Source organism: Streptomyces sp. NPDC005752, assembly GCF_040630715.1.
In the GTDB taxonomy this organism is placed as follows: Bacteria; Actinomycetota; Actinomycetes; order Streptomycetales; family Streptomycetaceae; genus Streptomyces.
In genome coordinates this window covers 19,912-35,127 of record NZ_JBEXYB010000004.1, presented here as the reverse complement: position 1 = coordinate 35,127, position 15,216 = coordinate 19,912, and the positions used below count along the sequence as shown (strand labels likewise).

Below are 15,216 nucleotides of genomic sequence, written 5' to 3'. Positions count from 1 at the left end.
ACTGCCGGACGGAAACGGACGTGGCCTGCTGTCGTGCTGCCGTGCTGCCGTGCTCGAGCGGTGTGGCGTGGTGCGTCAGAAGCGGCCCCCGCCACCCCGCCGGCCGCGGGTACCGCCGCCGCCGAAGCTGCCCGGGCCGCCGCCGAACCCGCCGCCGAAACCACCCCCGGGCCCCCCGCTCCGCCCGCCGCCGAGCAGCCCGCCGAGGATGATGCCGCCCAGCACGGCGCCGCCCGTTCCGCCGCCGCCGTAACCGCCGCCGAACCCGCTCCGGTCGCGGTAGTCGCCCACGTCCCGCTCGGCAAGGCTCCGGGCCTGCACGGCCAGGGCGTCCGCCTGCTGTGCCTCGGCCAGGGCGCCCTGGGGGTCGTTCGCCCCGGACAGCTGCCCTGCCCTCTCCCACCGGCGCTGGGCCTCCGCGAGCCGGGTGCGTGCCTGGCTGCCGACCGCGCCCCGGTTGGTGGTGATGTAGTCCGCGGCGGCGCCGATCGAGGCCCTCGCGGTGAGCAGCGCCCGGTCGAGCAGTGAACGCGCCCGGAGGCCGCCCTGCTCCTGCCGGCGGGCTCCGGCCAGCGCCTCGTCCAGTGCGGCGTCGGCCTCCTCCACTCTGCGCAGCGCGTCGACGGGGTCGTACGCGCCCGAGTCCAGCTCCCCCTTCACCGTGGCGACGACCGCCTCGGCACGGGCCACCCGGCCCCGCAGATCCGCGGTCGGCGCACCCTCCGGGGTGCCGTCGAGCAGCCCTCCGGCGTCGGCCAGGTCCGTCTCCGTCTCGGTGAGCGCGCCCGGCAGCTTGTCAGCGGCCTCGGCCAGCTCCCCGGCCCGCCGGCCGACCGCGTCCACGAGGGTGGACACCTGCTTGATCGCGCCCTCGGCGGCACGGACGTGGACGGCGGCCCGGGCGTTGTCGCCGCTGTCCACGGCCTGGCGCGCCTGGTCGAGGACGGAGGTGGCGAAGACCAGCCGGTCCTTGGCCTGTGCGACGTCCTCGGCGGCTGGAGCGACCGCTGTCTCCGCGTACCGGTGCCGCATCGCGCGGACAGCCGTCTCCGCGGCGGAGGCGCGTGCGAGCAGCTCCCGGTATGTGGCCTCGGCGGTGGCCACCGCCTGCGGGGCGGTCTGTTCGAGGGCGCGCAACCGGTCGAAGTCCTCGGACACGGCGTCCAGGCGCGTGTTGGCGTCCGAGCAGCGGCTGATGATCTCGTCGAGCATCCGCCGCCGGGTCGCGTCGTCCTCGGGAAAGGCGTCGTCCAGTTGCTGCCGGAGCCGGAAGGCCTCGGTCAGTGCGGTCCTGGCGTGCTGGACGGCGGCGGCGAACGGAGCCGCGGCCTCGTCGCCGAACTGGGCCGTGGCGAAGCCCAGTTCCTCCTCGCTGGTCCGCACGGCGTCGTCCGTGTCGACGAGGTCCTCCTTGGCCCGTGTGTCGAGTTCCGGCAGCGGGACCGAGGGCTCGGCCGCTGCTCCGGCCCCGTCGCCCCAGCCGCCCGCCGCCGGTGTCGTCCGGGTCCTCGTGCGGCGCCGGCGGCGGGTGAAGACGAGGACGGCGGCCGCCCCCGCGACGACGACCACGGCCAGGGGCACGATCAGACCGGCCGAGGCGCCCGCGCCGGAACCGTCCCCGGGGTCCGCGGCGCCCGGAGTGACGGCGGGGGCCGGAACGGGATCGCCGGCCAGCACCGCGGCGTAGCCGTCGGCGGCGCCGATCGCGGCTCCCGCCCAGTCGTTCTGCCGGAGAGCCGGCTCGATCGCCGTGCTCGACACCTTCTGGAGCTGGGCGTCGGTGAGGCGTGACCCCTGGCCGACGGAGTAGGCGTACTGCCGGTCGTGCGTGGCCACGGCCAGCAGCACGTCCTCCTGGCCCAGGCCGTTGCGGTCCGCGGTCTCGTCGGTCCAGGTCTGCGCGTTGCGCCCGGAGAAGTCGCGGACGTACGCCACGAAGAGCTGTACCTGTTGTCTTTCGAACAAGCGATCGAGTGCGGCCTCGGTCTGCGGCTCGCGATCGCCCAGCGCGTCCACCTTGTCGGTGATCTGCCCTTCGCGGGACAGGGCGACGGGGTCCTCGGCCCGGGCGTCCAAGGTGCCCGGCAGGGCGATCCACAGCGCCGCCGTGAGGGCGGCGAGGAGGATCCTGCCGGGTATCGAAAACCGGGACGTCCCGGTGCGGCTCGAAGGCGGCGTCACATTTGGGAGGCTATGTCCGCGTGTCGGCACCCGCGACCCGACACCTGCCGCGCTGTACGGCGGCCGGTTCCACCTCCGGACCGCCCTGCAGTGACGCGGCGATCAGAAGGGCGTAGCCGTGGCGGCGGGCCGCACGCGCCATGCCGCGGATGACCTGGTCGGAGTGCGGCATCGCGGCGTCGTCGGCCCCGCTGCCGGTCTCGCGTCGGCCTCGGCGTCCGGGCACAGTCGGGGAAGCAGAGACCCAGGACCCCGGTGGCACGGCTCGCCGGTCCGGGGGTCCCGGCTCGGTACGTGGCCGAGTTCGCGGGTTGCCCGCAGCGCCCGCTCGCGGGTCTGGGCGCCGCGCCGCCGCGAACGTCGAGGAGGCCGCGCCGAGACCCGCCGCTTCCCGTCCCGGGCGCGGCCGGGCCGGTCCCGGGGCCGCGTGGGTGACATCCGTGGCGCCCACCGGCCGCGTCTGCCTCCTCCCGCGCGTACACGTGCGTTCAGTGGATCAGCGAATCAGTCTGATCAACTGCAAATGCCACCAGTACGCATCATCCGGTCCCTTCCGGTACGGGGCGGACCGGGCCGGCTCCGGAGGTAACAGCCATGGCCCACGTCGGCGTCCCACGCGGGACGGCCCGAAAGCGCCGCTCGGTCGCGCTCCTGGCGACAGGTGTGCTCACGATCCCGGTACTGGCGGGCTGTTCCTCGGACGGAGAGGGCCCCACCTCGGTGGCCGTCCCTCAGGACATCGCCCCGGCCTCCCGGGACCGGATCACCGAAGGCTCGAGCGTCACGTGGGCGATCGACGGGGTGCCCGCCACCCTGAACGCCTACCAGGCCGACGCCGACAGCGCGACCACGCGGATCACCGGTGCCCTGCTGCCCTCGCTCTTCCCCATGGACGCCAAGGGGGAGCCCAGGCTCAACCCCGACTACCTGGAGTCGGCCAAGGTCATCGAGCGTGAGCCCAGACAGGTCGTCCTCTACAAGCTCAGCCAGCAGGCCGTGTGGAGCGACGGCCGGGAGATCGGCGCCCCCGACTTCGTCGCCCAGTGGCGCGCGCTGCGCGGCAAGGACTCGGCCTTCTGGACCGCGCGCAACGCGGGATACGAGCGGATCGAGAAGATCGAACGCGGCAAGGACGATCTGCAGGTCCGGGTCACCTTCTCGAAACCGTACGCCGACTGGCGCTCGCTGTTCTCACCGCTGTACCCGAAGGAGGTGACCGGATCTCCCGGCACCTTCAACGACGGCGCCCGGGCCACCCTCAAGAACACCGCCGGGCCGTTCCGGCTGCGCAGTGTGAACAAGCCCGAGGGGACGGTCGTGCTCGACCGGAACCCGCGCTGGTGGGGCGACAGGGCCAAGCTCGAATCCCTGGTCTTCCGCGCGGTCGAGCCCGGGGACCTTGCGGAGGCACTGACCGAGGGCACGGTGGACGTCGCCGACATCGACCCGGCGACGGCCGACGGCATCGCCCGGGCGGCCCGCTACCGCGGCGGGAACGGCGGGCCTCCGGCGCACGGGCCCGGATCCGACGTCACCCCGGCCTCCGCCCTGCGGTCCTGGGCGCTGGCCCACGGCTCGGACGAGGAGGCGGCCGAGACGGAACAGGCCGCCCGCGCGGAGAACCAGGAAGCCGTCGCCGTGTACGCCGCCGAGCAGAAGACGCTGAGCGGTTTCGCCGTGCGCAAGTCTCTGGAGCCCGCCTACACGCAGCTCGCGCTGAACGGCGAGTCCGGGCCCCTCTCCGACGACCGGGTGCGACGTGCCATCGCCCGCTCCCTGGACCGGCAGGAGCTCGCCGACACGGTGCTCAAGCCTCTCGGCCTGCCCGCGGAGCTGCCCGGCAGCCACCTGGCGCTGGCCGGGCAGCCGGGCTACAAGGACGGCAGCGGCGCACTCGGCGAACACGACACCAAGGAGGCCCAGGCGCTGCTGGCCGACGCCGGATGGACCCCGGGCGGGGCCACCCGCAGGACCGAGGACACGAAGGCGGGCAGCGAGGCCGAGGAGGGGAAGGCCGAGGGGAAGAAGACGGCCGAGGGGAAGGAGACGGGCGAGAAGGCGGAGAAGGACGGCAAGGCCGAGGGGAAGAAGACGGCCGAGGGGAAGAAGACGGCCGAGGGGAAGGAGACGGGCGAGAAGGCGGAGAAGGACGGCAAGGCGGAGAAGGACGGCAAGGCGGAGAAGGACGAGAAGGCGGAGAAGGACGGCAAGGCATCCCGCGACGAGGGGACGTACGTCGTCGGCGACGACAAGCCGGGCGACCGTCCGGCCGACGGCGGTGAGGTCACGGCCCAGGACAAGCAGGCCGGTGGCGCCCAGGGCGCCTACGCCCCCAAGGGGACCGCCGCGCCGGCCCCCGTCTCAGCCAAGGAACGCCTCGGCAAGGCGGGCAAGCCCCTGAGCCTCCGCTTCGTGCTGCCCTCGGGCCCCGGATCGCAGTCGCTGCGCACCGTGGGCGAGAAGATCGTCGAGATGCTGGACTCGGTCGGCATCGGCACGCAGATCATCAAGGTCGAGGACGACAGCTACTTCAAGGACCACATCGCCTCCGGCGACTACGACCTCGCGCTGTACTCCTGGCCCGCGACCGCCTACCCGGCGACCGACGGCCGCCCGATCTTCGCCAAGCCGGAGCCCGCCACCGACGGCTCGCTGCTGGTCGAGCAGAACTACACGCGGGTCGGCTCCGACCACATCGACCAGCTCTTCGACCGGGCGGTCTCCGAGCTCGACGCCAACGCGTCGAGAGATCTGCTGAAGCAGGCCGACGCACGGATCTGGGCAGCCGCAGGATCGATTCCGCTGTATCAGAGGCCACAACTGGTCGCCGTCGACAAGAAGCTGGCGAACATCGGCGCCTTCGGCTTCGCCGCACCTCGCTACGAGGACATCGGCTTCACCGGGCGCCAAGCGGCAGGTTCCCCCGCGAACCGGAAGAAGTAGCAGGTCAGGGCCTCATCCGAAGCTCAGATACACCTCAAATCCCTTGCCCGCCGGCAGCCCCGGCGGGCAAGGTGGTGCCCGCCCCGACCCGGGCCGCTCGTCTTCTCACACCCCTTGCCGTCCGGCCTCGAACCGGCTGGACGATGACGTAATACCGTCTGAATATCGGCTGAATTGTGGCTGCAGCCCTGTCCTGTGGATCGGGTCGGGAAGCCCCGGGCCCGTCGGGCCCGTACCATTGGACTAGCCGTGGCGTGCCGCCCGGCGGGCGTACGAGGACTCGAAGACCGACTGAGACGCCTGATCCCACGATCTGAGAGAAGCGCAAGCCACCCATGCCCACGCGCCACGACATCCGTAACGTAGCCATTGTCGCCCACGTCGACCACGGCAAGACCACGCTGGTCGACGCCATGCTCAAGCAGGCGGGCGCCTTCGCCGCGCACGCCGCCGAGAACCTCGACGAACGCATGATGGACTCGAACGACCTGGAGCGTGAGAAGGGCATCACGATCCTCGCCAAGAACACGGCGGTGAAGTATCACCCCAAGGATGGCGGGGACCCGATCACGATCAACATCATCGACACCCCCGGCCACGCCGACTTCGGCGGTGAGGTCGAGCGTGGTCTGTCGATGGTGGACGCGGTCGTTCTGCTCGTCGACGCCTCCGAGGGTCCGCTGCCCCAGACCCGCTTCGTCCTGCGCAAGGCGCTCGACGCCAAGCTGCCGGTCATCCTCTGCATCAACAAGACGGACCGTCCGGACTCCCGGATCTCCGAGGTCATCGACGAGACCTACGACCTCTTCCTGGACCTGGACGCCGACGAGGACCAGATCGAGTTCCCGATCGTCTACGCCTGCGCCCGTGACGGCGTCGCGTCGCTGACCAAGCCCGAGAACGGCACGGTCCCGCCGGACAGCGACAGCCTCGAGCCGTTCTTCACGACGATCCTCTCCACGGTCCCGGCCCCCGAGTACGACGAGGCCGCCCCGCTGCAGGCCCACGTCACCAACCTGGACGCCGACAACTTCCTCGGCCGTATCGCGCTCTGCCGCGTCGAGCAGGGCGAGCTGCGCAAGGGCCAGACGGTCGCCTGGATCAAGCGTGACGGCACGATCTCCAACGTGCGCATCACCGAGCTCCTGATGACCGAGGCGCTCACCCGTCAGCCGGCCGAGAAGGCGGGCCCGGGCGACATCTGCGCCGTCGCCGGTTTCCCGGACATCATGATCGGCGAGACCCTGGCCGACCCCGAGAACCCGATCGCGCTCCCGCTGATCACGGTCGACGAGCCCGCCATCTCGATGACGATCGGTACGAACACCTCGCCGCTCGTCGGCAAGGGCGGCAAGGGCCACAAGGTCACCGCCCGCCAGGTGAAGGACCGTCTGGACCGCGAGCTGATCGGTAACGTCTCGCTCCGCGTCCTCGACACCGAGCGTCCGGACGCCTGGGAGGTCCAGGGCCGTGGTGAGCTCGCGCTGGCGATCCTCGTCGAGCAGATGCGCCGTGAGGGCTTCGAGCTGACCGTCGGCAAGCCGGAGGTCGTCACCAAGCAGATCGACGGCAAGACGCACGAGCCGATCGAGCGCATGACGATCGACTCGCCCGAGGAGCACCTCGGTGCCATCACGCAGCTGATGGCGACCCGTAAGGGCCGTATGGAGACCATGACGAACCACGGTTCGGGCTGGGTCCGCATGGAGTGGATCGTGCCTTCCCGCGGCCTCATCGGCTTCCGCACGGAGTTCCTGACGCAGACCCGCGGTACGGGCATCGCGCACTCCATCTTCGAGGGCCACGAGCCCTGGTTCGGTGAGCTGCGCACCCGTCACAACGGTTCGCTGGTCGCCGACCGCTCGGGCACGGTGACGCCGTTCGCCATGGTCAACCTCCAGGAGCGCGGTGTCATCTTCACCGAGGCCGGCACCGAGGTCTACGAGGGCATGATCATCGGCGAGAACTCCCGCGCCGACGACATGGACGTGAACATCACCAAGGAGAAGAAGCTCACCAACATGCGTGCGGCTTCCGCGGACACCACGGAGAACGTGGTCCCCGCCCGCAAGCTGTCGCTGGAGCAGTCCCTGGAGTTCTGCCGCGAGGACGAGTGCATCGAGGTGACCCCGGAGACCGTGCGTATCCGCAAGGTCGTCCTGGACGCGAAGCAGCGTGGCCGTACCGCCTCGCGCGCCAAGAACGGCTGACCGACCCGGTGCGCCGGTGAGGCGCATGACTGAGGCCCAGGTACCCACGGGTACCTGGGCCTCAGTCATGCGCCTCACCCCTCTCTGCGCATTCGGATGCGCCACGCCGGGCAATTAGCGGACGCAAAACGTCCAGTTACCTTACGTGCGTGACTCGTCACGCGTACCTCAGGCCTTGCGCATGTCGCTGGAGATGTCCCTGGCGGGGCGACGGAGTGGTCGTCGTCACGTCGGGTCATGTGACATTCGACTGCTGTGCGAATCGTTTCCATTCGCACATGCAAGGGGGAGAGATGCAGAAAGTCGTAGCTGCCGCACTCGCCGGCGCGGCGGGCAGCGACCCGATGTGCAATCCGGGGAGCACCAAGCTGACGTGGGCCCAGAAGAGCAAGGCCTGGGTCGTGACGCACCGCAAGGTGCTGGAGAACTACACCGGTGGCACCGCCACCAAGACGTACAGTGCGCAGAAGGTGACCGAGGTCGGCGCCTCGGTGACCGCGACGGCCGGGGCGAAGGTGAGCGGGACGGTCGTCATGGCCGGCTTGGAGGGCTCCCTGGGCCTGGAGCTGATGGCCGAGGGCAAGCTGGACGCGTGAGAAGTCCGAGTCCGTCAGCTTCCGGGTGACGAAGGACGGCACCTACGTCTTCTACGCCGGCACGAAGAAGGCCAAGGGCTACTACACGCAGCACCGTTGCGACCGCGGTACGAAGTGGATCAAGACGGGCCGTTACGGCAAGGCCCAGAGCTGGACGGTCTCCACCGAGGGCGGGGTGCGCTGCGCCACCAAGCCGCCCAAGACCTCCCCGGCGGTCGCCGAGAAGAAGTACTGCTGACCTCCTGGCCCGAGGCATGGCCGCGCCCCCGGTGACCCGAGTTCGACGGGGTGCCGGGGGCGCTCCGTCGCCCCGGTGCCCCACCCCCGCGACCGTGGGTGCGCAACCCGTTTTCCCGCGTCAGACGTCCGGATATCGTGCATGGTTCACCGGAGCGTGTGTTAACGGTCCGTTTCGGGCGTGTCTGTCTAGGATCACTTTGTCCGAATTTTGACCATCCGGGGTCTCCTGATGTTGTCAAACCGAGACCCTTTAAGTGTGGTTTACGGCCCGACTGTGCTCAATAGTTGGCTCAGTTGAGCTCGGGTCAACGGGTCACGCACTGCGAAGGTGTCGGCTCGCGAGCACACGGTGTGTCCCTCTTCCCGTCGTCAGGGGTGTCGACGGGCAGCAGGTGCCGCAACTGTTTTACGTGGACTCACGAGGAGGAACCCATGTGCGCCGCCCTGGGTAATAACGCGGTCGAGCCGTCCGGTACGGCGCGACCGCACGGTTTCGTACATCTCGGCTCACCCGGTCCTGTGGTCGGCGACGCCTGACGGCGTTCCGGCCCGTCCCACTCGCTCTACGCGCGTCCGGGAGTGAAACCCACTCCTGTTGGCGCTCCTTCGACTGTTGAGTCCTGAGGTAATTCCCGACAGGCGGACAGTCGTGCCGCCGCACCCGGTCACAGGATGCGGCCGGCTCGGAGGGGCCGCCACACAGCAGGCATGACGCAGTGAGTGAACCGAACTCCACCGCGCGGCCTGACCGGGCGCCGGTACCCGACATTTGTGAATGGACGCATCATGACCAGTCCAATCGAGGCCGAGGACGCCACGGCCTCTGTCGCCTTGGACGATGAGACCCCGGCGAACAGCAAGGCCGTTGAGACCGGTGCTCCCGCAGGCCGGTCCCCGGGGCAGCTGATGTGGATGCGCTTCAAGCGCGACCGCACCGGCATGATCTCCGCGGTCGTAGTGATCTTCTACTTCGCCATTGCTGCGCTCGCCCCGGTGATCTCCAGCCTGTACGGCAAGGACCCGTACACGCTCTACGCGCAGGAGCCGGACTACCCGTTCCTGCTCGACGACTTCGCCATGCCCTCGGGCTCCTTCGGCGGGATGTCCGGGGACTTCTGGTTCGGTGTCGAGCCGAACCTGGGCCGGGACGTCTTCACCATGCTGCTCTACGGCATGCGGACGTCGCTGTACATGGCCCTGGTCCTGACGGTGCTCAGCGTCTTCACGGGCGTGCTCATCGGCATGGTGGGCGGGTACTTCGGAGGAAAGGTCGACTACTGGCTCGGCCGTGTCACCGACTTCTTCCTCTCCTTCCCCAGCCAGCTCTTCTTCATCGCCTTCATGCCGGTCGTGACCGCGCTGTTCGTCTCACCGACGGACGAGACGCCCACGTACATGCGCGCCGTCGCGATCCTCCTGGTGATGTGGTTCCTCGGCTGGATGGGCATGGCCCGTCTGGTCCGCGGTTCCGTGCTCTCCCTGCGTGAGCGGGAGTTCGTGGAGGCGGCCAAGGTCTCGGGCGCCTCGCGGTGGCGGATCGTGCGCAAGGAGATCCTGCCGAACATCGTGACGCCGATCCTCGTGCAGGGCACATACACCCTGCCCAGCTCCATCCTGAGCATCGCGTTCCTCTCCTTCGTCGGTGTCGGCTTCGTCGAGCCGACACCCGACTGGGGCCGGATGTTCGCGATCGGTGCCGAGATCTACGAGCAGGATCCGGCCTTCATGTTCTTCCCGGGCATTGCCATGGTGGTTTTCGTTCTGTGCTTCAACCTCCTTGGTGACTCGGTCCGGGACGCGTTCGACCCCAAGACCGGACGGTGACGTCCATGGGCGGGGGTGGCTGCCGCCCCCGCACCGGGCAACCGGACGGTCAGGCAGCACTTCTCTGGATAACAACCGACAGGTAGGTGCACAGAGCATCATGAATCCCATTCGATCGCGTTCCGCACGCGTCATCGTCGTCGCGGCCGCTGCCGGTTCGCTGGCGCTCACCGGCTGCTCGAAGGACAGTGGCAAGGACGCAAAGGACGAGTCCAAGTCCCAGAAGGACGCCGCGTCCCAGTCGAAGCCTGTCGTCTACGGCGAGGCCGCTGACTCGACCGGCCCGGCGGCCGAGGTCCCGGGCGCCAAGCCCGGCGGCATGATCAACATCTACACGCAGTCCGACCTGTCCCACATGGACCCGGGTCAGATCTACGTCAGCGACGCGGGCCAGTTCGCCAACCTGGTCCACCGCAAGCTGACGAACTACCAGGAGGACGACAAGGGCAACCTGACGGTCGTCGGTGACATCGCCACCGACGCCGGCAAGTCCTCCAACGGCGGCAAGACCTGGACGTACACGCTGAAGGACGGCATCAAGGACGAGGACGGCAACGCCATCACCTCGGCCGACGTCCGTCACACCTTCGAGCGTCAGTACTCGAAGGTCATCTTCGACGGCCCGTCCTTCGTCCAGACCTGGCTCTCGGGCTCGGACTACCGCAAGGCGCTGCCGGACGGCCCGTACAAGGGCAAGCACCTTCCCGACAGCGTGCTGTCGACCCCGGACGAGAAGACGATCGTCTTCAACTTCGACAAGCCGCGTCCGGACCTGCCCCAGGCGCTCTCCATGGCCGGTTACGCCATCGTGCCCGAGAAGGCGGACACGAAGGAGAAGTACGACAAGGCTCCCAAGTCGCTCGGCCCGTACAAGATCGCCGAGTACAAGTCCGGCAAGTCCCTGAAGCTGGTCAAGAACACCAACTGGGACCCGAAGACGGACGCCGTTCGCCACCAGTACGTGGACGGCTACGACTTCACCACCACGATCGACCAGCCCAGCCAGACCAAGCGTCTGATCGCCGACCAGGGCGAAGCGAAGAACGCCATGCAGTTCACGGACTCCGTGGACCCGGCGCAGACGTCTTCGGTGATCCGTGACGCGGCGGTCAACAAGCGCACGATCAAGGGCTACCAGCCCTACGTGTGGCAGATGAGCTTCAACCTGGACCGCCTCAAGGACAAGAAGGTCCGCGACGCGATCACCTACGCGATCCCGAACCAGTCCATGATCCAGGCTGACGGCGGCAAGTACGGCGGCGAGCTCGCCGGCGGTCTGTTCGCGCCGACCCTGCCGGGCTACGACGCGACGTACGACCCGTTCGGCAAGCTGAAGAAGCCCAACGGTGACCCGGCGAAGGCCAAGGCGCTGCTGAAGGAGGCGGGTGTCGCCGAGGGCACGAAGCTCACCTACGCCTACTCCAACACCCCGCGTGGCCAGAAGCAGATGGTCATCATCAAGGACGCGCTCGCCAAGGTCGGCTTCGATGTCCAGGCCAAGGAGATCGACCGCGCGACCTTCTACGAGCAGATCGGCAAGATCGACAACGGCTTCGACCTGTACATGACCGGTTGGGGTCAGGACTGGGCCTCCCAGTCCACGGTCGTCACCCCGGTCTACGACGGCACCCTGGTCGCCGACGGTCAGCCGAACTACTCCCACATCAACGACTCCAAGGTCAACAGCCTCATCCAGGAGGCGCTGGTCCTCGAGCCCGAGGCCGCGGCCAAGAAGTGGGAAGAGGCGCACAAGCGCATCGTCGAGGAGATCAACCCGGCCGCCCCGGTCTACTACTCGAAGCAGCTCCAGCTCTTCGGTTCCAACATCGGCGGCGCCCGGTACAGCACCAACTCGAGCTACATCGACATCAACCGTCTGTACCTGAAGAAGCCGTAACACCTCAGATCGGCTACTCCGTGGGGGTGCGCGCCAGGCGGAGCGCACCCCCACGGACCCCTCCTTACAACCCGCCGCTTCCGAAGAGAGCAGCCTCCCGCGATGCTTCAGTTCCTCATCCGCAGGTTGACCGGCGCAGTCGTCATCATGTTCCTGATCGGCGCCTTCACGTTCTTCCTGTTCTACACAATCCCTCAGGACTTCGCCCAGCTCTCCTGCGGCAAGAACTGCTCGCCGGAGAACATTGCGGTCATCCGTGAGAACCTCGGCCTCGACAAGCCCATCACCACGCAGTTCTGGGAGTTCATGCGCGGTATCGTCGCCGGCCGTGACTTCGCCGTCGGACACTGCGCGGCTCCGTGCCTCGGACAGTCCTTCAGCACCGGTGACTTCGTGTGGGACTCGATCATGGACCGGTTCCCGCTGACGCTGTCGCTGACCGTCGGCGCCCTGGTGATCTTCCTGGTGATCGGCCTCGGCTCGGGTCTGCTCGCGGCGTGGAAGCGCGGTACCGCCCTGGACAAGGCTGTCAGCGGCGCCTCGATGGTGCTCAGCTCGTTCCAGATCTACTTCCTCGGTCCGATCGTCCTCGGCATCTTCGTCTACAGCACGGGCTGGATGGAGAATCCGAAGTACCTGCCGTTCCTCGACAACCCGCTCAAGTGGGCCCTCGCGCTGCTGATCCCGTGGGCCGTCATGGCGACGATCTTCACCGCGCAGTACACCCGTATGTCGCGCTCCACGATGATCGAACAGCTCCAGGAAGAGCACGTCCGCACGGCACGCGCCAAGGGCATGCCTCAGCGGTACGTCTTCTTCCGCTACGCCTGGCGAGGCTCGCTCGCTCCCATCGTCACCATCCTCGGCATGGACCTCAGCGGACTCCTCGCCGGCGGTGTGGTCACCGAGTTCACCTTCGACCTGGCAGGTATCGGGCGTCTCGCGGTGGAGTCCTCGCTGACCAAGGACCTTCCGGTGACCATGGGGGTGATGCTGTTCGGAGCCTTCTTCATCCTGATCCTGAACATCATCGTCGACCTCGCATACGCCTACATCGACCCGCGCGTGCGCCTCGCCTAGGAGAACGACCGTGACCACACTGACCAAGACCGAAGACACTCCGGCCCCGACCGGGCCGGACGCCTTCCTCTCGGTACGCGACCTGCGGGTGCGGTTCTCCACCGAGGACGGCGTCGTCAAGGCGGTCGACGGGCTCTCGTTCGACGTCGAGCGGGGCAAGACGCTCGGTATCGTGGGTGAGTCGGGATCCGGCAAGTCCGTGACCAACCTGGCCGTCCTCGGGCTGCACAATCCGCAGAGTTCGGACGTCACGGGAGAGATCCTGCTGGACGGCAAGAACCTGATCGCGGCCTCGGAGAAGGAGATGGAGCGGCTCCGCGGAAACCGGGCCGCGATGATCTTCCAGGACCCGCTGACGGCGCTCTCCCCGTACTACACCGTGGGAAGACAGCTCGCCGAGCCGTTCCGGAAGCACACGGGTGCCTCGCGCAAGGAGGCCAAGGCCAGGGCCATCGAGATGCTGACCAAGGTCGGTATCCCGCAGCCCGCCCTGCGCTTCGACGATTACCCGCACCAGTTCTCCGGTGGTATGCGGCAGCGCGCCATGATCGCCATGTCGCTGATGTGCAACCCCGATCTGCTGATCGCGGACGAGCCGACCACCGCGCTCGACGTGACGGTGCAGGCCCAGATCCTCGACCTGCTCAAGGACCTGCAGCAGGAGTTCGGTTCCGCGATCATCTTCATCACCCACGACCTCGGGGTCATCGCCAACATGGCGGACGACCTGCTGGTGATGTACGCGGGCAGGGCCGTCGAGCGCGGCACCGTCCGTGAGGTGCTCCAGCAGCCCAAGCACCCCTACACCTGGGGTCTGCTGAGCTCGATGCCGCGGCTGGGCGGTGACATCAACGAGGCGCTCATGCCGATCCCCGGCTCGCCTCCGAGCCTTCTCAACCCGCCTTCGGGCTGCGCGTTCCATCCGCGTTGTGCCTTCGCCGAGAAGGTCGACGGGGGACTGTGCGGCACCGAGCGGCCGTCACTGGCCGAGGGCCGGGCGGCAGCCTGCCACTTGACGCCGGAGCAGAAGCGCACGATCTTCATCGACGACATCAAGCCCCGGCTGGGCTAGGAGAGACGCAGAGACATGAGTGAAAACGTCACTCTGCCTGAACAGCAGGGTTCCACGGACGGGGTTCGTGAACGTCGCGAACTGCTCTCGGTCGAGGGCATGGCCATGCATTTCCCGATCTACGGCGGCTTCCCCTTCAAGCGCCAGGTCGGCGCCGTCAAGGCCGTCGACGGCATCGACCTGTCGGTGTACGAGGGCGAGAGCCTCGGCCTCGTCGGCGAGTCCGGCTGCGGTAAGTCGACCACCGGAAGGATGATGACCCGCCTGCTCGAACCGACCGGCGGGAAGATCACCTACCGGGGCCAGGACATCACCCACGCCGGGCGCCGGCAGCTGGCCCCGATCCGGTCCGAGATCCAGATGATCTTCCAGGACCCGTACTCCTCGCTGAACCCGCGGCAGACCGTCGGCACCATCATCAAGAGCCCGATGGAGGTCAACGGCATCAACCCGGCCGGTGGCCGGGAGAACCGGGTACGGGAGCTGCTGGAGCTCGTCGGTCTGAACCCCGAGCACTACAACCGCTTCCCGCACGAGTTCTCCGGCGGCCAGCGCCAGCGCATCGGAGTGGCGCGCGCCCTCGCGCTCCAGCCGAAGCTGATCGTGGCGGACGAGCCGGTGTCGGCCCTGGACGTCTCGATCCAGGCGCAGGTGGTGAACCTTCTGCAGAAGGTTCAGCGGGAGATGGGCATCGCCTTCGTCTTCATCGCCCACGACCTGGCCATCGTCCGGCACTTCTCCGAGCGCGTGGCCGTGATGTACCTGGGCAAGGTGGTGGAGGTCGCCGACCGCGACTCCCTTTACAACCGGCCCCGGCACCCCTACACCCACGCCCTGCTGTCCGCCGTTCCCGAGGCGGACGTGGACAGCGCGAGCAAGGAGCGGATCCGGCTCGAGGGCGACGTGCCCTCGCCCGTCAATCCGCCGTCCGGCTGCCGCTTCCGCACCCGTTGCTGGAAGGCTCAGGACAAGTGTGCGACGGAGGAGCCGCCGCTGGTCCAGATCTCCGGCAACCGCGAAGGCCACCTGACGGCCTGCCACTTCCCGGAGGACCCGACGACCGCGAAGACCGGCGCGGACATCGTTCTCGACCCCGCGCTCGCGCAGCTCGAGAAGGACGCGGACACCGAGTAGCCGTAGGCTCCGGTCGCAGGTCCGGGGGGTCGGGACGCT

General features: G+C 68.5%; 10 protein-coding genes and 1 pseudogene. 9 read left to right on the top strand and 2 right to left on the bottom strand.

The features are described 5' to 3' along the window. Positions 1–75 precede the first annotated feature (75 nt). Positions 76–2,181, bottom strand: a complete 2,106-nt coding sequence (locus tag ABZ441_RS04560) for a TPM domain-containing protein (RefSeq protein ID WP_358968280.1) — start codon at positions 2,179–2,181, stop codon at positions 76–78. A 73-nt stretch (positions 2,182–2,254) separates the two neighbouring features. Continuing rightward, positions 2,255–2,523: pseudogene (locus tag ABZ441_RS04555) on the bottom strand (LacI family transcriptional regulator); the annotation flags it as partial. A gap of 252 nt (positions 2,524–2,775) precedes the next feature. Here ABZ441_RS04555 and ABZ441_RS04550 point away from each other — a divergent pair. The 9 genes from ABZ441_RS04550 (at position 2,776) to ABZ441_RS04510 (ending at position 15,177) form a co-directional block, all read left to right on the top strand. Next, complete coding sequence (locus ABZ441_RS04550) at positions 2,776–5,124, top strand: ABC transporter substrate-binding protein (RefSeq protein WP_358968278.1); 2,349 nt, start codon at positions 2,776–2,778, stop codon at positions 5,122–5,124. A 335-nt stretch (positions 5,125–5,459) separates the two neighbouring features. Further along, the gene (gene typA, locus ABZ441_RS04545; RefSeq protein ID WP_358968275.1) at positions 5,460–7,334 is read left to right on the top strand and encodes a translational GTPase TypA; all 1,875 of its coding nucleotides are present in this window, start codon (positions 5,460–5,462) and stop codon (positions 7,332–7,334) included. Positions 7,335–7,627: 293 nt separating this feature from the next. Continuing rightward, on the top strand, positions 7,628–7,930 hold the full coding sequence (locus tag ABZ441_RS04540; RefSeq protein WP_358968274.1) for a hypothetical protein: 303 nt from the start codon (positions 7,628–7,630) through the stop codon (positions 7,928–7,930). 25 nt (positions 7,931–7,955) lie between these two features. Next, positions 7,956–8,168, top strand: coding sequence for a hypothetical protein (locus tag ABZ441_RS04535; protein ID WP_358968271.1), 213 nt, complete (start codon positions 7,956–7,958; stop codon positions 8,166–8,168). Between the two features lie 788 nt (positions 8,169–8,956). Next, entirely contained in the window at positions 8,957–9,994 is a 1,038-nt protein-coding gene (locus ABZ441_RS04530) for an ABC transporter permease (RefSeq protein WP_358968268.1), read from the top strand. A 100-nt stretch (positions 9,995–10,094) separates the two neighbouring features. Then, positions 10,095–11,891 carry an ABC transporter substrate-binding protein gene (locus tag ABZ441_RS04525; RefSeq protein WP_358968266.1) on the top strand — a complete coding sequence of 599 codons (1,797 nt, stop codon included), beginning with the start codon at positions 10,095–10,097 and terminating at the stop codon, positions 11,889–11,891. Between the two features lie 102 nt (positions 11,892–11,993). Further along, complete coding sequence (locus ABZ441_RS04520; RefSeq protein ID WP_358968263.1) at positions 11,994–12,971, top strand: ABC transporter permease; 978 nt, start codon at positions 11,994–11,996, stop codon at positions 12,969–12,971. 10 nt (positions 12,972–12,981) lie between these two features. Further along, a complete protein-coding gene (locus ABZ441_RS04515) occupies positions 12,982–14,043 on the top strand; it encodes an ABC transporter ATP-binding protein (RefSeq protein WP_358968260.1) in 1,062 nt (353 codons plus the stop codon). A gap of 15 nt (positions 14,044–14,058) precedes the next feature. Further along, positions 14,059–15,177 (top strand): dipeptide ABC transporter ATP-binding protein, encoded by a 1,119-nt coding sequence (locus ABZ441_RS04510; RefSeq protein ID WP_358968257.1) that lies wholly within the window; start codon positions 14,059–14,061, stop codon positions 15,175–15,177. The last annotated feature ends 39 nt before the right edge of the window (positions 15,178–15,216 follow it).